General features: G+C 38.9%; 21 protein-coding genes. 14 read left to right on the forward strand and 7 right to left on the reverse strand.

Annotated features, from left to right (window positions below; genetic code table 11):
- The first annotated feature begins 35 nt into the window (after positions 1-35).
- From fni to BQ5796_RS18410, 3 genes are all read left to right on the forward strand, one after another.
- Positions 36-1,070, forward strand: coding sequence for a type 2 isopentenyl-diphosphate Delta-isomerase (gene fni, locus BQ5796_RS07600; RefSeq protein ID WP_071459684.1), 1,035 nt, complete (start codon positions 36-38; stop codon positions 1,068-1,070).
- A 191-nt stretch (positions 1,071-1,261) separates the two neighbouring features.
- The gene (locus BQ5796_RS07605; protein WP_071459685.1) at positions 1,262-1,942 is read left to right on the forward strand and encodes a lysozyme family protein; all 681 of its coding nucleotides are present in this window, start codon (positions 1,262-1,264) and stop codon (positions 1,940-1,942) included.
- A gap of 173 nt (positions 1,943-2,115) precedes the next feature.
- Positions 2,116-2,394, forward strand: coding sequence for a Sir2 family NAD-dependent protein deacetylase (locus BQ5796_RS18410; RefSeq protein WP_282956874.1), 279 nt, complete (start codon positions 2,116-2,118; stop codon positions 2,392-2,394).
- A 416-nt stretch (positions 2,395-2,810) separates the two neighbouring features.
- Here the strand turns inward: BQ5796_RS18410 and BQ5796_RS07615 are convergent, their stop codons facing one another.
- Positions 2,811-3,773 carry a S8 family peptidase gene (locus BQ5796_RS07615; RefSeq protein WP_071459687.1) on the reverse strand — a complete coding sequence of 321 codons (963 nt, stop codon included), beginning with the start codon at positions 3,771-3,773 and terminating at the stop codon, positions 2,811-2,813.
- A 312-nt stretch (positions 3,774-4,085) separates the two neighbouring features.
- On the opposite strand from BQ5796_RS07615, the gene BQ5796_RS07620 reads away from it, so the two are divergent.
- From BQ5796_RS07620 to BQ5796_RS07625, 3 genes are all read left to right on the forward strand, one after another.
- Positions 4,086-4,931 (forward strand): STAS domain-containing protein, encoded by an 846-nt coding sequence (locus BQ5796_RS07620; RefSeq protein WP_071459688.1) that lies wholly within the window; start codon positions 4,086-4,088, stop codon positions 4,929-4,931.
- 109 nt (positions 4,932-5,040) lie between these two features.
- The gene (locus tag BQ5796_RS18095; protein ID WP_159430987.1) at positions 5,041-5,187 is read left to right on the forward strand and encodes a hypothetical protein; all 147 of its coding nucleotides are present in this window, start codon (positions 5,041-5,043) and stop codon (positions 5,185-5,187) included.
- A gap of 278 nt (positions 5,188-5,465) precedes the next feature.
- Entirely contained in the window at positions 5,466-6,809 is a 1,344-nt protein-coding gene (locus BQ5796_RS07625) for a sodium-dependent transporter (protein WP_071459689.1), read from the forward strand.
- 36 nt (positions 6,810-6,845) lie between these two features.
- Here the strand turns inward: BQ5796_RS07625 and lepB are convergent, their stop codons facing one another.
- Positions 6,846-7,385, reverse strand: coding sequence for a signal peptidase I (gene lepB, locus BQ5796_RS07630; RefSeq protein WP_071459690.1), 540 nt, complete (start codon positions 7,383-7,385; stop codon positions 6,846-6,848).
- Positions 7,386-7,634: 249 nt separating this feature from the next.
- Here lepB and desA point away from each other — a divergent pair, with 249 nt between their 5' ends.
- The 3 genes from desA to BQ5796_RS07645 all read left to right on the forward strand — a co-directional run bounded on the left by desA (position 7,635) and on the right by BQ5796_RS07645 (position 10,495).
- Positions 7,635-8,654 carry a Delta(5) desaturase DesA gene (gene desA / locus BQ5796_RS07635; protein ID WP_071459691.1) on the forward strand — a complete coding sequence of 340 codons (1,020 nt, stop codon included), beginning with the start codon at positions 7,635-7,637 and terminating at the stop codon, positions 8,652-8,654.
- Between the two features lie 108 nt (positions 8,655-8,762).
- On the forward strand, positions 8,763-9,899 hold the full coding sequence (locus tag BQ5796_RS07640; RefSeq protein WP_071459692.1) for a sensor histidine kinase: 1,137 nt from the start codon (positions 8,763-8,765) through the stop codon (positions 9,897-9,899).
- A complete protein-coding gene (locus tag BQ5796_RS07645; RefSeq protein WP_071459693.1) occupies positions 9,896-10,495 on the forward strand; it encodes a response regulator transcription factor in 600 nt (199 codons plus the stop codon). Before BQ5796_RS07640 ends, BQ5796_RS07645 begins: the two co-directional genes overlap by 4 nt.
- Positions 10,496-10,534: 39 nt before the next feature.
- Here the strand turns inward: BQ5796_RS07645 and BQ5796_RS07650 are convergent, their stop codons facing one another.
- The 3 genes from BQ5796_RS07650 to BQ5796_RS07655 all read right to left on the reverse strand — a co-directional run bounded on the left by BQ5796_RS07650 (position 10,535) and on the right by BQ5796_RS07655 (position 12,219).
- Entirely contained in the window at positions 10,535-11,386 is an 852-nt protein-coding gene (locus BQ5796_RS07650) for an SDR family oxidoreductase (protein WP_071459694.1), read from the reverse strand.
- 197 nt (positions 11,387-11,583) lie between these two features.
- Positions 11,584-11,694 (reverse strand): protein YhfH, encoded by a 111-nt coding sequence (gene yhfH, locus BQ5796_RS17815; RefSeq protein WP_074033927.1) that lies wholly within the window; start codon positions 11,692-11,694, stop codon positions 11,584-11,586.
- Positions 11,695-11,973: 279 nt separating this feature from the next.
- A complete protein-coding gene (locus tag BQ5796_RS07655) occupies positions 11,974-12,219 on the reverse strand; it encodes a YueH family protein (protein ID WP_071459695.1) in 246 nt (81 codons plus the stop codon).
- A gap of 257 nt (positions 12,220-12,476) precedes the next feature.
- On the opposite strand from BQ5796_RS07655, the gene BQ5796_RS07660 reads away from it, so the two are divergent.
- Both BQ5796_RS07660 and BQ5796_RS07665 read left to right on the forward strand, forming a co-directional pair.
- Complete coding sequence (locus BQ5796_RS07660; RefSeq protein WP_071459696.1) at positions 12,477-13,403, forward strand: dipeptidase; 927 nt, start codon at positions 12,477-12,479, stop codon at positions 13,401-13,403.
- 55 nt (positions 13,404-13,458) lie between these two features.
- On the forward strand, positions 13,459-14,082 hold the full coding sequence (locus BQ5796_RS07665; protein WP_071459697.1) for a pyridoxamine 5'-phosphate oxidase family protein: 624 nt from the start codon (positions 13,459-13,461) through the stop codon (positions 14,080-14,082).
- A gap of 211 nt (positions 14,083-14,293) precedes the next feature.
- Here BQ5796_RS07665 and BQ5796_RS07670 read toward each other — a convergent pair whose 3' ends face one another.
- Positions 14,294-15,547 (reverse strand): MerR family transcriptional regulator, encoded by a 1,254-nt coding sequence (locus tag BQ5796_RS07670; protein ID WP_071459698.1) that lies wholly within the window; start codon positions 15,545-15,547, stop codon positions 14,294-14,296.
- 576 nt (positions 15,548-16,123) lie between these two features.
- On the opposite strand from BQ5796_RS07670, the gene aspA reads away from it, so the two are divergent.
- Complete coding sequence (gene aspA, locus BQ5796_RS07675; protein WP_071459699.1) at positions 16,124-17,542, forward strand: aspartate ammonia-lyase; 1,419 nt, start codon at positions 16,124-16,126, stop codon at positions 17,540-17,542.
- A gap of 48 nt (positions 17,543-17,590) precedes the next feature.
- Here aspA and BQ5796_RS07680 read toward each other — a convergent pair whose 3' ends face one another.
- Positions 17,591-18,376 (reverse strand): Cof-type HAD-IIB family hydrolase, encoded by a 786-nt coding sequence (locus BQ5796_RS07680; RefSeq protein ID WP_071459700.1) that lies wholly within the window; start codon positions 18,374-18,376, stop codon positions 17,591-17,593.
- Between the two features lie 139 nt (positions 18,377-18,515).
- Here BQ5796_RS07680 and BQ5796_RS17955 point away from each other — a divergent pair, with 139 nt between their 5' ends.
- Both BQ5796_RS17955 and BQ5796_RS07685 read left to right on the forward strand, forming a co-directional pair.
- Positions 18,516-18,665, forward strand: a complete 150-nt coding sequence (locus tag BQ5796_RS17955; protein ID WP_141769931.1) for a lmo0937 family membrane protein — start codon at positions 18,516-18,518, stop codon at positions 18,663-18,665.
- An 84-nt stretch (positions 18,666-18,749) separates the two neighbouring features.
- Positions 18,750-19,379, forward strand: coding sequence for an NUDIX hydrolase (locus BQ5796_RS07685; RefSeq protein ID WP_071459701.1), 630 nt, complete (start codon positions 18,750-18,752; stop codon positions 19,377-19,379).
- Positions 19,380-19,568 lie beyond the last annotated feature (189 nt).

Genomic DNA, 19,568 nt, shown 5'->3' on the forward strand with positions numbered 1-19,568 from the left:
GAAAGCTTTTACCATATAAAAGAAAGGACATGAGAATGGCTGAACAGGAAGGGATCAAAAAGCGAAAGAACGATCATCTGGAGATAACACTGAAAAAGAATGTCAGTGGAAAAGGGATAACATCAGGTTTCGAGCGCTTCGCTTTTATTCACGAAGCATTGCCAGATATAAATTTTTCTGATATTGATATTTCCACAAACCTTTTTGGCAAGCAGATAAAAACTCCATTTTTACTCAGCTCCATGACAGGTGGTTCAGAGAGAACGTTTGAAATTAACGGTAATTTGGCAATGGCAGCAGAGTCAAGAGGATGGGCGTTGGCGCTAGGCTCCGGCCGTGCTGCTATAGAAAACCCCGAATTAGAATATACCTTTTCAGTACGGAAATACGCACCTAGCATACCAATCATCGCCAACCTAGGCGCCGTTCAGCTAAATTATGGATATGGAATTGAAGAATGTAAGCGAATCGTGGAAATGGCTGAAGCAGATGCATTAGTCCTTCATTTGAACAGTCTTCAGGAGGTTATACAGCCTGAAGGAGACACCAACTTTGCTGGACTGACCAAGAAGATTGAGTCATTGTGCAAAACTTTCCCTTTCCCGGTCGGAGTAAAAGAAGTAGGCTGGGGGATCCATGGTAGATTAGCAAAAACCTTGTTCGATGCAGGTGTAAGTTTTGTCGATGTGGCTGGGGCAGGTGGGACAAGTTGGAGCGAGGTGGAAAAACATCGTTCAAATAATCCGAATACAATTGCAGCTGCGGAAGCCTTAGAATCTTGGGGAATCCCAACAGTGCAATGCTTGTTAAGCGCTAAGGAACATAGCGCTAATGGTTTCTTGATTGCAAGCGGCGGGCTGGAAAATGGAATGGAGGCAGCAAAAGCCTTTGTACTCGGTGCCGGCCTTGCTGGATATGGACGTACTATCCTTGGAGAAGCTGTTAACTCACCGGATGTTTTATCGCAAAGACTTGCAGGCATTGAATTACAGCTTAAAGTTACCATGTTTGGTATCGGGGCGCGTTCTTTTGCAGATTTAAAGAACAGCACTAATTTGGTCGAGAGATAGATGTTGGAAGCATTATACTATTCTTTGAATGAAAAGCTTTCAGGGGTACAGTTTCGGCTGCTATTGCTCTATAACTTGGACTGACAACCAACATTTTTCTTTTCTTTTATATTACAACGAGAAAAAGCATCACCACTCTCCTTAAATTTTCTTTATAATGTAAAACAGATAGAGTTTTGGGAGAGAGCTATATGAAAAAGAAAAAGAACAAAAAGAGCGTTAAGCGTAATTTTAAATTGTTACTATTGTTATTCTTTACTATAATTGCAGCGTTTGTCATCGATGAAATTTCCGAAAAGCGACTTCGGGATCAGGCAATAACGCTTATTAAGTCATATCCTTCAGAAGAAGTAGAAGCGTATGCCCCGGTAATCCAGAAGAAGTTGGACGAAGTAGAGCTTGGGAAATATACAGCAGTCGTAGCAGCTATCATGCAACAGGAGAGCAGGGGAAAAGGCGGTGATCCAATGCAAGCCTCCGAATCCATTGGACTTCCTCCAAACTCTATTACCAATCCTGAAGAAAGCATCGATGCAGGGATAAAGCACTTCGCACGGACAGTTAAATATGGGGAAGAAAAAAATGTCGATTTTCCAACCGTCATCCAAGCATATAATATGGGGACCGGCTATATTGATTACGTCGCGAGCAGAGGAGGTAAACATAGCGAGAATATTGCCAAGGAATTCTCCGCCCTTCAAGTTCAAAAGAATCCAGATAAATACAATTGCGGGGGAGACAAGAACAATTTCCGCTCTCCATATTGCTATGGGGACTTTACTTATGCGACAAAGGTTCAAAAAAATATTCAAGTCTTCACAGCAAAGAATCATGATATAGAGTTTGAAAATCCTGAAAAGGCGGGAAGTTAGTTACTTTAATTAAGGTGGAGAAGAAACCCATATGAACGATGCGGTCAGAAGTGCGACAGAAATTATAAGAAATAGCGAGGATATGGTTGTAGTGACTGGAGCCGGCATTAGTACGGAATCAGGTATATAGGATTTTCGCTCTCGAAGCGGTATTTACAGCGAAGCGCCCGAATATTCTTTCGCTTGAATTTTTTTATAATAATCCTAAAGGTTTTTATCACTTGGCGATGGAAAATCTCTACCACTCGGATGGAATCCCAAATGATGGACATCATATTTTGGCAATAGGGGAAAGGCAAGGCAGGATGAAGAAGATCATCACCCAAAACATTGATAACCTCCATGAAAAAGCTGGGAGCAGAGAAGTAATCGAGTTTCACAGAACAATGAATTCCTTAACTTGCGTTAACTGTGAAGCCAAGTATTCTGCAGAAGAAATGAAAAAAGGATGATGATTAAAGAAGATTACTACGTTTGTGAAAAATGTATAACTAGTTACCCTGAAGCGAGATATATCAACCCGGATGTTGTACTGTTTAGAGATGTGGGGGAATGGTTTACCGAAAAAGGCTTTGAATCATCATAAATACAATATCAGAAAGTGACTGCATTTTTTATACTTGGAACAAGCTTGATGGTTACTCCTTCTTCGCTGTTTCCTCAAGCTAGGAAGCCAGGTATACCCATAGTAATTATCAATATCGGAGACACACCTTACGATAATGAACCACACTCTATTGTACTCCAAGAGCCAATTGGAGCTACATTAAAAGCAATTGATAATCTTCTCTGTCAAAATATAGATTGGAAAAACTAAAAAACAAAAGAGGCAGGGGGGCGCCTCTTTTGAGTTTGCGGGCGTTTCCCGCTATATTTCCATAAGTGTCCGGAAAGACTCTCCGTCAAACACTTTTTTCACATGTTCTTGAATCGTCAGATATAGTAACCCATTTCCTTCTAGTTTAGGTGAATTTCCTAGTGGAACGGTTCTCTTGATTAGGTGCGCATACAGTTCTGTTTCTGTAAGATCTCTTTCGTATTCTGATTTGGCTATTTGTTTGATTAGAGCGAGTGCACCAGCGACGTGTGGTGTTGCCATCGAGGTACCACTTAACGTCGCATACGTACCATTCAAATAGCAGGAAAGGATTTTTTCTCCTGGTGCTACAAGATCTACTTGGTTATTTGAATTCGTAAAAGGAGAAGAGTTGCGTTCTAAGTCAACAGCGCCTACCGAAATAACTTCATTATAGCAACCTGGATATCCAAATTCATCGGTGCCATCATTCCCATCGCCTTCATTTCCTGCAGCGCAGACAACAAGAATATTGTTTGCGACAGCGAGTTTGATCACGTCATGCAGTTCTTTGACATCATTCGGACCACCAAGAGACATGGAAATAATATCAACCTTCTGTTCAATTGCATACTGTATACCTTTGATAATCCACTCATATTGTCCAGAACCGCGCTTGTTCAATACCTTAATGACAATTAAACCAGCTTCGGGCGCAATACCTGTAACCCCTGTTTCATTCAAGCTTGCAGCAATCGTCCCTGCCACATGCGTCCCATGTCCATTGTAATCTTCAAAAATGTCAGGGTTGCCTTTATCGTCGTCGGTAAAGTTCCTGCCACTAATGATTCGGTCTCGCAGATCCGGGTGTTTTGTATCAATTCCTGTGTCAAGGACAGCAATTTTCACGTCTTTCCCTTTTGACTGATCCCAAAGCTCAGGAGCCTGAATTAATTCGACACCTTTTGGAATCTCATTAGCCAAACTTAGCTGCTCTACTAATTTGTACGGAATTAACTGAACGCATCCTTCCATGCTTTCTCCTCCTCCAATTTAGTTTCTAAGCAGTCACTATGGTGTTTAACTTATCTTAACAGCATGAGTGAGTTGTTTACCATAGCAAATCGGTTGGGAAAAAAGTAAAAAGTACTTGAATTTACCAATTACACTAAGGAATGATAGTACTTCGGGTACTTATTAAAAAAGTAGTTCAGTCATTAGATGATCCATCTTTTGTTAACATAATAAAATTATTATGAAGTGGATTATCTTTGCTTCATTCACGATTAGTTAGTAAAATGAAATTCCGGGAAAAGGTAATCTTACCAACGTACTTGGAGGGACAACATGAAAGAGGAATTAAAAATTCTTGGGCTCAGACTTGTTCAGGAAAAATCATATATAGCAAATAAAGTACAGGAAATTAGCCTTGAGGAGGCGGGCAAGGGAAATGCAAGCCTTGTAAGTAAGTTACAGGATTCAAACATGATAGAAGTTAGGGAAAACTTCATCGGAATGTTCGGAAAAGCGTTAATCCACGGAATGGATCAGAAAAAAGCATATGTAATGATTGAGGATTGGGCTAAGGAATCTGGAGAGTATGCGCACAGGCTTGGCATCCTTCTTGATGAGGCTTTAAAGGATACGACGTATTACCGGAAATTTATTTGTGAGACAATTGAGGACGAAATTGTAAAAAGGAATATGTCAGTAAAAACCGCTTTTGCGGCATCACGGGTTATTGATCCACTGATTGATCATGCTATCTACTGCTTTAGCTTAACATATATACATTATTATCAAAAAAGCCTGGAAGATGCAAAAACAAAATTTTTGGAGCTTTCCGTTCCAGTTGTTCCAATTGCTCAATCCATTGCGATTCTCCCGTTAATTGGAAATATCGACGAAGAAAGAGCTTATCTTCTTATGGAGAAAACCCTTTCTGAAGCAAGCCGTTTGAAGCTTTCCAAGTTAATTCTTGACCTATCTGGAGTGGCAACAGTTGATACGATGGTTGCAGACCAGATATTTAAAGTTGTCTCTGCACTTCGTCTTCTCGGTGTCCAGACCATTGTAACTGGGATCCGCCCAGAAATTGCTCAAACTGCTGTCAGTCTCGGCCTTGACTTTAGTGGCCAATTAACGAGGGCGAACCTTCAACAAGCACTATCCGATTTAAATGTCATCCAATAGAAGAGCTTATGTAGTCTTCAAGTGCCATATATTCATATCCCTTATATAAAAGGTTTTTTCTCCGGAAGTTCGGGAATAATGGAAATAACTGAATGAAGGAGGGATAAATATGGCAGCTAAAAGGAAAGATAAAGAATACAATGAGTATGAGAGAAAAGTGCTTGGAAGAACAAATTACAATGATGAGTATAAAAACAATAAAGTTATTCCTGATCAGCAAAACAGACTAAAGGATCAAGAGAATAGAAGAGTTTAAAAGGAAAAAGACTGCCAATAGGCCAGTCTTTTTCTTATGGACAGTAAAATATTAGTATTCAGATGCATGAGGTTTTTATACTGAGCAGAAGATAAGTGAATATATTATTCAACAGATAATAAATAAGCGTAAGTTTTGGAGTAAAAAAGTATTATTGTAAATTGCTGTGTGAAATTTAATGTCAAATGAAGAAATATTTTGTTATTTTAATAAAATACTATAAATTATAACGGAAACATAGTAACATGTATAAATAGCGACTTAACAGAGGTGAAACAATGAAAAATCATGAACAATGGACATCCAAGCTTGGCTTTATTTTGGCAGCAGCAGGGTCGGCTATCGGCTTGGGGGCTATATGGAAATTCCCTTATATGACAGGAACAAATGGAGGAGCAGTATTTTTTCTGCTATTTGTAATCCTGACATTGTTAATAGGGGCTCCAATTCTGATTGCTGAATTTATCGTTGGGAGGCGGGGGCAAAAGGATGCAATAAGGGCGTTCAAAGAAATTGCTCCAAATTCTCGCTGGCATTGGGTGGGATTCGCAGGAGTATTGATATCCTCCATCATTCTTTCTTTTTATAGTGTAGTAGGAGGCTGGATTCTTTCCTATCTTGGCAGGACCATGACAGGTGCAATGGCTTTCTCTGCTGGCACTGATTACGGAAAATTATTTGAAAATATTATTTCTAATCCAACTGAAGTGATTATAGCGCAAGGAATATTCATGTTGATGACTATTCTTGTCGTCCAGGGTGGTATTCAAAAAGGAATTGAACGTGCTAGTAAATATATGATGCCAGCATTGTTTATCATTTTTATCATACTGGTCATCAGGTCATTAACCCTAGATGGTTCCTTTGAAGGTATTAAATTCTTATTGGCGCCGGATTTTTCTGCTGTAAACGGTCAAACTATCCTTCTTGCGCTTGGGCAATCTTTCTTTGCTCTCAGTGTGGGTATTTCCGTTATGGTAACGTATGCTTCTTATTTGTCCAAAACTGATCATCTCTTGAAATCTGCTGGTTCCGTTGTTGGTCTAAATATTTTCATTTCCCTACTTGCAGGGCTCGTTATTTTTCCAGCAGTTTTTGCATTAGGCTTTGAACCAGATTCAGGTCCGGGACTTATTTTTGTTGTCCTTCCTGCTGTATTTAATAAAATGGCATTTGGCACCGTATTTCTTGCAATTTTTCTTGTACTTCTGTTGTTTGCAACGCTTACTTCGGCATTTTCCATTTTGGAAATCCTTGTTGCAGCAGTAATAAAGGATAATAAAGAAATACGGAGAAAAGTTGCTTGGATTTCGGGTATTACAATCTTTATCGTAGGCATACCGAGCGCTTTGTCCTTTGGCGTTCTTTCACATGTATTCATTGCTGGTAAATCAATCTTTGACTTTGCGGATTTTATCACAAGCAATATTGGTATGCCACTAGGGGCATTGTTCATTTCTCTTTTTGTTGGTTACAGGCTCCCTAGAAACATTGTAAAAGAAGAACTGAAACAGGGAGCTAAAGGACTTGGAATACTTTTTGATATATGGTATTTTGCCATTCGATATATCGTTCCTATAGGAATCATTCTTGTCTTTTTACAATCTTTTAATTTAATCTAGAAAAGAAAGCTGAGCAGCCTATAACGGCTGCTTCTTCTATTTTACGATTCTTAAATTTTCTAAAGGGAACATGACAGCCTGACACTTTCCAACCAAACGGTCTTCTTCAATCAACCCAAGTCCGTTACGGCTGTCCATACTTTTTATTCGATTATCACCCATTACAAAATAATGTCCTTTAGGCACGATTACCTTTTTTAAATTCCCAGTAAGCAGTAAACCCATTTCTTCGGCTGCCTTTTTATTCTCTTCAAGATATGGCTCTCGTTTCAGTTCTCCGTTAATGAGCAACTGATCATTTTCCATTTTAATATGGTCTCCTGGAAGGCCAATCACTCTTTTGACATAGTTTTTATTATCTCCTTTAATAATGACAATATCACCTCGTTGGAGATTGTCTGCGCTAACCAACCTATTTACAACAATTCTCTCTTTATGATGCAAGGTTGGTTCCATAGAGGCACCTTTCACAGTATAGGGAGCAAAGATATAGTTTTTTATTATCCATGCAAGCAGAAAGGCGAGAATCAGTACTCTTATCCATTCCCATAAAGCTAAAGATAACCTGTTCGTCATGAAGGAGCCTCCATCCGTTTTTATTTATCTTAACATAAAATTCCATAAAGAAAAAAGTTGAATGGAAAATTCCCTCATAATTCTTCTCTTTTCTTAGCATACTCTACATGATGTATCCTTTTATAACAGCAATAACGGATATGACATTTGTCATATTAAGAGCATGACAGGTGCTACTGCAAAGATTTCTTTTTATCAACTATCATTACAGTAATAACAACCAAATAGGAAGGGGAATTTAATATCGCAATGACGGACCAAAATTTGAAGAATTTAAGAAAACAGGTAGCCCCTTATGAGAAATCGGAAATGAAAAACAGTATTTGGCAAGTCATCAATACGCTGGGACCGTTCTTTCTTCTCTGGTATCTTGCATATAAAAGTTTGTCTGTATCCTATCAATTGACACTACTGCTTGGAATAGCCGCAGCAGGATTTGTAATTCGAACGTTTATCATTTTTCATGACTGCTGCCATCACTCCTTCTTTAAAAATAGGAAAGCAAACAGAGTACTTGGAACAATAACAGGAATTCTTACCCTCTTTCCGTACAGCAGATGGGGACATGAACATTCCGTCCATCATGCGACAAGCAGCAACCTTGATAAACGTGGTACAGGCGATATATGGATGATGACAGTAGAAGAGTATATGCAAGCATCTGTATGGAAGCGAATTGCTTACAGGCTTTATAGAAATCCGATTGTCATGTTTGGTATCGGACCAATTTATCTTGTGCTTATAAGCAACCGTTTCAATCGAAAAGACGCCAAAATGAATGAGCGGTTGAATACCTACTTGACAAATATAGGGATTGTCCTAGTTGTTGCTCTCCTTATTTCTGTAATTGGCTTGAAAGCATTTTTGCTTGTGGAGGTACCTATTTTCCTTGTTTCTGGTTCTCTCGGCATCTGGCTTTTTTATGTACAGCATACATTTGAAGATTCCTACTTTGAAGCGGATGAAGAATGGGAATATGTTAAAGCTGCAGTCGAAGGGAGTTCTTTCTACAAGCTTCCGAAAGTTTTGCAGTGGGTGACCGGGAATATCGGCTTTCACCATGTGCATCATCTTAGCCCGCGCGTTCCCAACTATAAACTGGAAGAAGCCCATAATAATTCAGCACCATTGCAGAAGGTTCCAACCATTACATTGAAAACAAGTCTTACATCTCTAAGATTCCGCTTATGGGATGAAGAAAACAAAAGGTTTGTGGGATATAAGGCTGTCAAAATGATGGTACAAAATGGTGTTCCAAGAAAAGCATAGCACTAATCGGGCCTGGCCCTCTTATTTTGAGGGGCTAGGCCATTATTTTATGGTAAAATATAGTTGCCATAATACTTGGCGAATCGTTTTGTTTGAAAGGATTTTTCTATGAAAAAAAAGCTTTCACTATTAAAAAAAAGTTATGGTAGCTCCCCTTATTTTTGGGCTGTATTAAGCATTCTGCCTTTTTATTTCATTTTCCAATCTTCATCAACAATGGAAATGGCTGTTGGTCTGCTTCTAACATTACTATTTTTCATTACATACCGGTTTGCCTTTCTTTCAAAAAAATGGCCGGTATTCTTATGGTCTTTCATTCTAATCGGAATTTCTATCAGCTCTGTTTTCTTATTTAATTATGTGTATTTTGCTTTCTACATCGCCTATTATATTGGGAATATCCGGAACAGAGGAGCTTTTTTCACCATATATGTTGCTCATTTACTGGCAACTACGGTAGCGATCAATTATAAGTTAGTAGTGGAGGAAGAAGTATTCCTGGCTCAAATCCCGTTCATTATTATAATTGGCATTTCTATGGTTCTCCTGCCTTTCAGCATTCGTGGCCGAAATGCACGTGGACAGCTTGAAGAAAAGCTTGAATTTGCAAATAAGAGGATTGAGGATCTTGTTAAGCTCGAGGAGCGACAAAGGATTGCAAGAGACTTGCATGATACGTTAGGGCAAAAGCTATCCTTGATTGGATTGAAAAGCGATCTTGCTAGAAGGCTAATATCAAAGGATCCTGAGCAAGCTAAATTGGAACTGTTGGATGTGCAGCAGACAGCAAGAACTGCTCTTAATGAGGTTAGGAAAATGGTTTCAGAGATGCGTGGAATAAGATTGACGGAAGAAGTAGTACGAATACAGCAGATACTTCAAGCAGCTGAAATAGAGTCAGTTCTTAATGAGAAGGATTTTGAAGTAGAGGATATCCCTCTATTGACAGAAAATATTTTAAGCATGTGCCTAAAAGAAGCAGTTACGAATGTCGTCAAACACAGTAAAGCCACAACATGTCACGTCACTATTGATCAATCATCAAATTTTGTCAGGATAATAGTGAAGGACAATGGAAAAGGGGATATCGGCGAAAAAAGCTTTTCCAAGGGAAATGGACTTTCAGGAATGAGGGAACGGCTTGAATTTGTGAATGGAAGCGTTGAAATTTGTCAGCGAGCCGGGACTGAATTAACTATAACTGTTCCAACAATTGCTAGGCAGAAGAAGGAGGGAGAAGTTTGATCCGCATTGTAATAGCAGAAGACCAGCGAATGCTGCTGGGGGCGCTCGGCTCCTTGCTTAATCTAGAAGAAGATATGGAGGTTGTCGGAAAAGCTGCAAATGGAGAAGAAGCTATAAATCTTGTTGAAAAACAAAAACCCGATGTGGTGATAATGGACATAGAAATGCCAGAAAAAACCGGACTAGATGCAGCGGAGGAATTAAGAGATTCAGGTACAAAAGTGATTATCTTGACAACTTTCGCAAGATCTGGTTATTTTCAGCGTGCACTAAAAGCGGGAGTAAAAGGATATTTACTAAAAGACAGTCCTAGTGAGGAACTAGCTAGTTGTATCAGAAGCGTCATGACAGGACGAAGAATTTTTGCTCCAGAGCTGGTGGATGATATGTACAGCGAAGAAAATCCTTTGACGGACCGAGAAATGATGTGTTTAAAACTTGTAGCAGAGGGAAAGACGACAAAAGAAATAGCAGAAGAACTAATGATTACGAATGGGACTGTAAGAAACTATATTTCCACGATTCTAGATAAATTGGAAGTAACCAACCGAATTGAAGCCATTACCAAATCGAAGGAAAAGGGTTGGTTCAAATAAAAATGAATTAGCAGCAGGGAGAAATTTCCCTGCCTTCTTTTATTTATCATGATCCGTCATTCTTAGCTTTTTTAAAATAATTTTTTCTAGGAATGACCAAGGCAGAATGGATTTTAAACCAATTGTCTGTTTTATCCCCTTTCCTATGGGATAGCGGAATTTGGGGCGTTTCGCAGAAGTTGCAATCATAACAATCAGATCAGCAATTTCTTGTGGATCACCATGACTACTCTTCCTTTTATTTATGAAATGGAGAATTGCTTCGTTATAAATGTGATAGGATGAGTTTTCCGAATTCCTAGTTTGGTCGATAGCTGACCAGATATTTGTTTTATAAGATCCTGGTTCGAGGATGCTTACATCTATTCCAAAAGGCAATAGTTCCAGACGCAGACTTTCACTGTATCCTTCAAGTGCATGTTTTGATGCAGTATAAGCACTTAGACCTGGAAAACCGACTTTTCCACTTATGCTCCCCATGTTGATAATACGCCCTTTTTTTTGCGCCTTCATATAAGGTAGTGCCAATTGGGTAATGGAAATGACTCCAAATACGTTGGTTTCAAACTGTCTTCTATAATCGTCAATGGAAAGTTCTTCACTGAATCCCCCAAGCGCAAATCCTGCATTATTGACAAGGACTTCAATATTGCTCATTTCTTTCATCTTGTTTTTTAGTTGAAATATTGATTGGGAACAGGTTACATCGCAGTGTTGAATAGCAATGGAACCTAAAACACCTCTTTTTTGTGCTTCCAAAAGAAGGTTCTTTTCCTTTTCTTCATTCCTGACAGTCGCGAGGACTTGAAAACCTGCTTGTGCCAGGCCTAGTGCAGTTAGAAGGCCAAATCCACTTGATGCACCTGTAACAATTGCTGCTTTTTTGTTCATGCTTTCTCCCTTTTTATTTATTTTGTGATTTTATCATAACTTAATTTTCAATGTAAAAGGGAGAGGCTAGTGAAAAATAATGATGATAAGAAGGCTTGATCTAGCGGAACTACCAAGTCTTAATACGCATTCTAGTTTTAGAAGTTCTTCCTAGCCCTTATTGCCTCAATCATGGTAATTTTTAACACTAATTTTTTTTACTCTTCATGCTTTCCGATGCAGCGCTCACATTCATAAAGGAATGATTCATGTTTTTCCTTTATCTCACAGCCGCATTCACGGCATTCTTTCTTCAATCCTGTATGCATCAATGTTATTCCTCCATTCAGTTGTAATTTACACTTATTGTACTATAACAGATAAATAAAATAAACACTGTTATATAAATTAATTTATACTTTTCTGTAAATGTTTCTCTTGTTGGACTTGCACGGTTGGACTAAAATCATGCAACGGTCTAAAAAATGAGACATCAAAAGCTCCTGAACAGTTTGTCCAGGAGCTGTAATACATCAGGCGGATTTTCTTTGCGATAACAAAAAAAACAGCCTTATGTAAAGGCGGAGGTGATTTTTTAAGTCTGGCAATCAATCGCACTTAGCCATATCCATTATTGCTAATGCAAGTGCATCCGTATTTCCTTCATAAAGGTGGAAGTTTAAGGAATGTTTTAAGTGGTTGAATTGACATTCTGACTGATCGCATTCATGAAATTTTGCAGACCAATGGATATCAGGAATTGCAACAATGCAACTGCCATCAGCTGTCTTATGCATGAACACCTCTGATAGCTTATTGCCCGAAATGTTTATTTTCTCATGAGAATGGATCATGTTTTGTCGAACCCCTCCCCCTTGTGGTTATAGCTTCATTATATCCTTTGTCAAGAGGAAAAACTAGATAAAATTCATAAAAACACTGGAAAACCCTACAAAAGATAGAGAGAATTGCCGATATATTTTCTTCTTTCTCGAAATATGCCGAACTATATATAAAGAATAGAAAATAATCTAAAAAATGGTAAAATATTATGGCAGGTATTTATACTTAGTGATACCATACTTATTAAGAAAACAATTAGGAGCGCTATATGGAAATTATCGATTTGCATTGTGATGTATTATTGAAGCTTCAGTACGGCAAAGGAAATATTCGCTTTTCGAATGATGCACGATTAGATGCCAATAAAGATAGACTTAAAGAAGGTAAAGTGAAAATCCAGGCTTTTGCTATTTTTATCGACCCAAAAGTCAAGCAAGAAAAAAAGTGGGACGCAGCATTACAACAAATAGAGCTTTTTCATAAAGAGGTGTTAGGAAAGAATTCAGAAATGAAACTGCTGAAATCTTGGAAGGATTTTTCTTCTCTAAAAGAGCACGATATTGGTGCTTTTCTTACATTGGAAGGAGTGGATCCAATTGGAAACGACCTAGCAAAGCTCGAGCAACTTCATAAAAATGGTGTCCTTTCAGTGGGTCTAACATGGAATCATGCGAATCTTGCAGCAGATGGGGCAGGAGAGCCTCGAGGAGCGGGTCTGACAATGTTCGGCAAAGAAATTGTAAACTATAATAACCGTAACCGTATTTTTACAGATGTTTCTCACTTAAGCGACAAGGCGTTTTGGGATGTCTTTGAAACAGCAGATTACCTGATTGCTAGCCACTCAAACAGCAGGCAACTTTGTAATCATCAACGAAACCTGACAGACAGCCAAGCATCTGCACTTTTCAGGAAGGATGGTATGCTTCATATTGTTTTCCATCCACCTTTTCTATGTTATTCGGAAAAAGCGGATATTCAAGATATCATACGCCACATTGATTATTTTTGCTCACTTGGAGGAGTAAAAAACCTTGGGTTTGGATCAGATTTTGATGGTATTTCAACTCACGTAGCAGAACTGGAAAATGCATCCAAATACCAGAATCTTATCAATGAATTACTAAAATACTTTTCAGAAGAGGAAGTCAGAGGATTTGCGAGCAGAAATTTCTTCGAACACCTTCCAAGGTAAAAATGGATTATATGAGAGCACATAAAACTCGAGAGAGAGGAGAGGAAGCGAATAGATGGAAAGAACAATTATTAAAAATCCAGCAGTACTAGAAGAGCTTTTGGGAAAGCCTAGCGAAGTAGTGAGCAATAAAGCCATTCCATTTATTGATCGCCATTGCAGGGAGTTCATCTCCCATTCTCCATTCCTGGTTATAGCTACTGCTGATTCGTCAGGACGTACAGACGCTTCGCCAAGGGGAGATAAACCGGGGTTTGTAAAAGTATTGGATGACCATACAATAATTATTCCTGAGAGAAAAGGGAATAAGCGAATGGATACATTGCGAAACATTCTGCAAAATCCCCGAGTCGGTTTAATATTCTTTATTCCAAACTTAGGGGAGACCCTCCGAGTGAATGGAACTGCAATTATATTTCAAGATGAAGGATTATCCGAAGACTTAGCTGTTAATGGAAAAAGGCCAGAAGTGCTAATAGAAATTAGGGTGGAAGAGGCTTTTATCCATTGTGCGAAAGCAATCATCCGCTCTAGCCTATGGATATCTGACAGTTGGCCATCCCCTGAGGAACTTCCTTCGGCAGCAAATATACTTGCTGATCATGTAGGAATGAAAGGGGTATCCCAAGAATCAATTGAAAAAAATCTTAAAACTTCCTATGTTGAGCGGCTTTATTGATTTAACTTTATGAAAGAAAATCTCTTTTTAATGGATGTTTTTGCCTGTTTGCTTACAAAATGGTAAATTGGTATATGAAGAGCTGTATTGGACGAACAAAAGCAAAAGACTGAAAACCTTCAAAAATGTTATTCATAAAAAGGAGGCTCTCAATAGCACTTTATAAGAGTGCCTCCTTGTAAATTGTATCGAGTTTTTTAAACTCAGTATCTCATTTTCCCCAGAATTTCCACCAAGCACTTTGACCATCTTTAGCAGAGGCGGTTTCTCGGAATGTCAGGACGAGATTTTTGAAAACTTCGTCTCTTTGCTGAATTTCTTGACGAAATTGTTCCCGCTCCATTTTCAATGATTCTATATAGTATTCACGATCCATAAGGAGCTGTTCATTTAATGAGCTAAGCTCCTGATTGATCGTTTCTTTGCTTTCAGACAAATAATCAGTCATCAGTCGAAATTCTTCGCTTGTTTCCTCCATCCTAGAAGACAAGGCGGCCATTTCTTCAGAAGCTCCCTCCGAAAGCTTTGTAACCTTTGCTGAAAGGGTCGTCATTTCCTTTGAAGTTCCGTTTGCAAGCTTATGAATCGAAGTAGCAAGAGAAGCTATCTGCTTATTCGTTCCAGTAGAAAGCTTTGAAACATTTTCGGAGAGCACTGCAACATCCTTTGAGCTGCCTTTTGAAAGTTTCACAAGATTGTCCGCAAGCTTTTCGAGTTGCTTTTTCGTAACAGAAGTTATTTTTGTCAAGTTGTCTGTAAGCGTAGAAAACTCTCTTTTTGTTCCTTTTGATAAGAAGGAAACCTGGTCAGCTAGTGCGCCAACACGCTCGGTTGCTGCTGCTGCTTTTGTGACTCCCGCCGATACTGTTACGAACATTTCGGAAGTTCTTTCGGAACTTTCTTTTATTTGTTCCGTTAACTTCCCGACCTCCTTTTTCGTTTTCATGTTCGAACGTTGTATAGACATGGAGAGTGCTTTTACCGTTTCCATTGAACCTGTGGTTATCTCCTTTTTAACTTCCTCGACTAGTTCTTCCTTTCCAGATTTCAATTCCTTTCTGATCCCTGAGATCAAATCAAGTTTGTAATTTTCCAGCGCATCAAAAAGTAAATCCATATTCATTTCCAACGGTGTCGCAATTATATCTTGGGGAGTTTCTACTCCTTTCGGAGTGGGGGGAACTGCCGTCATTTCATTTTGACTTGATTTATTTTCCATCGTGGCATGCTTTTGCATGAGTTCACGAATCATTTCTTTGCTCAAGTTTTTGCTTCTCATTTCTTTGATTGTTTTTAAATCTTCAATTTCTTTATCCGTATAAAACCTAGCTCCCTGTCTCGTCCTTGGGATAACTAACAACCCGTTCAAGTCCTTTTCCCATTGTCTAATCGTTCCGGATGGTACATTTATTTTTCGTGATACTTCTTTTATCGTATACGCTTTTACATATTGAAAGTCTTTCATTTCGCCAACCCTTTCTGTTTTAAAAATAATGAAATGCTACCCATATTGCCATGTTATTGTATTCACCGCAGCAGCCCCATTTTTCCTGCAACCTGACAAAAGCTGTCAAAAGAAGTGGGCTTTCACCACAAGGAGGAAGAATACAACAGTTGCATTGTTTTTTAGACAGAAAGTTCAGGGAAAATGAAAAACAGGTACCATTTCTGGCACCTGTAAAGTGAAAAGATATTTATCCATCTATAAAGTCTTCTGAAAAAGACTCATCCTTTGTAGCATAGTAATTCATGCCGGCAGCAGCTGCAAAAGCAAATCCTAGCATTATCAATGTTGTCATAATGTAACCGCTCCTGTCTTTGTTGTTATTAGTATACTTTTTCCCAGAGCAATAGTACCCTAAACACCCGAAGTGAAATATTTAAATATTTTTACTATTAAACTAACGGGAGTCCACACATGAACTATTATGAAAGATTCGCTACAATATAGGCAGGTATAGTATTTATTATGCCGCAATGGAACACTCGGCTAGGGAGGTGCTTCCTGGTTCGTATTTCCTTATTATCAGGAGGGATTTATATGGGAGAAACAAGGCTTGAGAAAGACTTCCTAGGAACAAAGGAAGTCCCGAGAGGGGCATACTACGGTATCCAGACAATGAGGGCAGTGGAAAACTTCCCAATAACAGGTTATCGGATTCACCAGGAATTGATCACTGCCATGGCGATGGTCAAGAAGGCTGCTGCCAAGGCAAACATGGAAGTAGGAAGATTATATAGCGGCCTAGGAGACGTTATCGTTATAGCTGCTGATGAAATTATTGAGGGGAAATGGCATGATCAGTTCATCGTTGACCCAATACAGGGTGGAGCTGGAACCTCTATCAACATGAACACAAACGAAGTAATCGCTAACAGAGCGCTTGAACTACTCGGGGAAAATAAAGGTGACTATGCAAAACTGAGCCCAAACTCTCATGTTAATATGGCTCAGTCCACTAATGATGCGTTCCCTACAGCAATACATATATCCGTACTAGCATTATTAGAAAAGCTGCTAATCACAATGAAACGAATGCATCAAGTGTTTGAACAGAAAGCGAGAGAATTCGATTCTGTTATCAAAATGGGGCGTACTCACCTTCAGGATGCAGTTCCAATTCGTCTCGGTCAGGAATTTGAGGCTTATAGCAGAGTGCTAGCAAGAGATATCAAAAGGATAGAGGCCACTCGCCAACATCTATATGAAGTTAATATGGGTGCAACAGCAGTAGGCACAGGATTGAATGCGAACCCTGCCTATATTAAGAATGTTGTGGAGCATCTTGCAGAAATTTCAGGATTCCCGCTAGTGAATGCAGAACACCTAGTTGATGCAACACAAAATACAGACGCATATACGGAAGTTTCAGCAACTTTGAAAGTTTGCATGATGAATATGTCTAAAATAGCTAACGACTTAAGATTAATGGCTTCTGGTCCACGTGTTGGCTTCAATGAAATCTTTTTGCCTGCACGTCAGCCTGGTTCTTCCATCATGCCAGGAAAAGTAAATCCTGTTATGGCCGAAGTTATTAATCAGGTTGCTTTTCAGGTGATAGGAAATGACAATACAATCTGTTTGGCATCTGAAGCTGGACAGCTAGAACTCAACGTTATGGAACCGGTACTAGTGTTTAACCTGATCCAGTCTATCAGCATAATGAATAACGGTTTCAATGTTTTTACAGAGCACTGCCTATCAGGAATACAAGCAAACAAGGACAAATTATTGAGTGATGTGGAAAAAAGCGTAGGTATCATTACGGCTGTTAATCCGCATCTAGGTTATGAAACTGTATCTAGAATTGCGAGGGAAGCCATTCTTACAGGTAAATCAGTTCGCGAACTTTGCCTTGCTTACGACGTACTCACAGAGGAAGAGCTTGATTTAATTCTAAATCCTTATGAAATGACTAACCCAGGAATCGCTGGAGAAGAACTACTTAATAAAGAATGATGTAATCAAAACGCGCACAACTCTATTTAGGGCCATGCGCGTTTTTTGTTAAATCAATCCAAGCGATTTTAAACCGTTATAAATACCTGAATCTGTTACTGCGGTTGTTCTTCTATCAGCATACTTGAAAAGGTCAGGGCTGCTATTGCCCATTGCAATCCCGATCCCTGCAAATGAAAGCATTTCTTTGTCATTCATTCCATCTCCAAATGCAATGGTTTCGCTTTGATCAATTCCCAGTCGGTCGATTAGACACTTAATTCCTGTCCCTTTATTTATATTTTTACGAATAACATCATAACAGTGATTCATGTCTTCCACATTTACTTGAGAAAAGTATAGATCACCTTCTTTCCCGAATGATTGTGAGCCATTACCGTTTGTGGTAATGATAGTCATCCCTAGTATGCTACTATAGTCATTTAAGGAGAGGTTTTTGTTTTTCTTCAAATGGAATTTCTGCGCAAATTGCTTGGAGAGAGTTGATTCCCTGTCTGTAAACAAGTTTTTGTCTTCTGTATATAGCACTGCTTCATTGTGCCGTTCTTCTATTATTGCAATTAATTCTTTCACGGTCTCTTCATTCATGGGAGAGGCAAAGACCCTAGTGCCCTCATCGATTCCAAGTGCTCCATTGTAGCCTATGTAGGATGAAATACCTAATTCTTCACCAATTTCCTTTATTTCATGGATCGGCCTCCCAGTTGCTAAAACCGACCTAATCCCTTTTTCTTTCATGATAAATATCGCTTCCTTTGTCGATTCTTCAATCGTATCGTCATGTCTTAGTATAGTGCCATCGATATCAAGAAAAAGCATCCGGTAATTTTTCATTTCTGCATCTCCTTATCCGTGTTTTTTTCGATTTTATTTCTTTCTGGTTACAAAGACCATCGAATACAGGTTTGTTTTACCCAAGCCAGATAGGGGTATGCTAAAACTATCTATATTATTAAAAGAGGGGATGTTTGGCATGCTTTGGACGCTTGTAGGCATTTTAATATTTTTTTGGGTATTAGGTTTAATTTTCAAAATAGCTGGAGGTATTATCCACATTTTGCTAATTGTCGCCTTGCTTATCATTGTTTATAAAGTTATGAAAGGCAGAGTAACAGGCTCTTAAAGCAAATAGAATCTCTGGCCCCTTTAAAGGGGTCTTTTTCAATTAAAGCATGTATAATGGCAAAAACGGTATGGGAGTGGTTGTATGCTTGAGAAAATGATGAAGGTCCTAGAAGAACGGCGTCCGGGAATACTAGGTGGGAACGAATATCAACATTTTTCCGTATTGCTCCCATTGACCGAGGTAAATGGAAATACAGCTGTGTTATTCGAAGTAAGAGCAAACACATTAAGGCGACAGCCGGGTGAGATTTGTTTTCCAGGAGGAAAGATGGACCCTACAGATAGTGATGAAGCCACCTGTGCTGTCAGGGAAACTTGTGAGGAGCTTGGTATCAATCAAAGTGAAGTAAAAAAGCTTGTTCCTCTTGACTATATTGTTTCCCCATTTGGAACGATCATCCATCCTTTTGTTGGTATACTAGAACAAGGAGCAGTTTTCAAACCTAATCCCGAGGAAGTTCAATCTTTTTTCACTGTGCCGCTTGAAACGTTGCTATCGCAAAAACCTGAAAAGCACATGATTCATTTTCATGTTCAGCCTGATGAAGGTTTTCCTTACGATTATATTATAGGCGGAGAAAACTATCAGTGGCAAACAAGGAGAATGGAAGAACACTTTTATTTTCATGACGGAAAGGTGATTTGGGGGTTAACAGCAAGAGTTCTTTCTCATTTTTTAGAGCTCATTCAGGAAAATTGCGTTCAAGCTTAAAAAACATTTGTATTCATATTTATGTTTTCTCTTACGTCTTTCTGATCATGCGTGTTGGCGAGGGTATGCGATCCAATGGACAAACAATGGCGAGAGCCTCACAAGGCAAATGTAAACAATGAAACGATCAATATTTCAGTGATTTTAGGTACCCAATCATAATGGGTGCTTTTTTTCGTGATGTTTCTC

The organism is Bacillus massilinigeriensis (assembly GCF_900111815.1).
GTDB lineage: Bacteria > Bacillota > Bacilli > Bacillales > Cytobacillaceae > Mesobacillus_C > Mesobacillus_C mediterraneensis.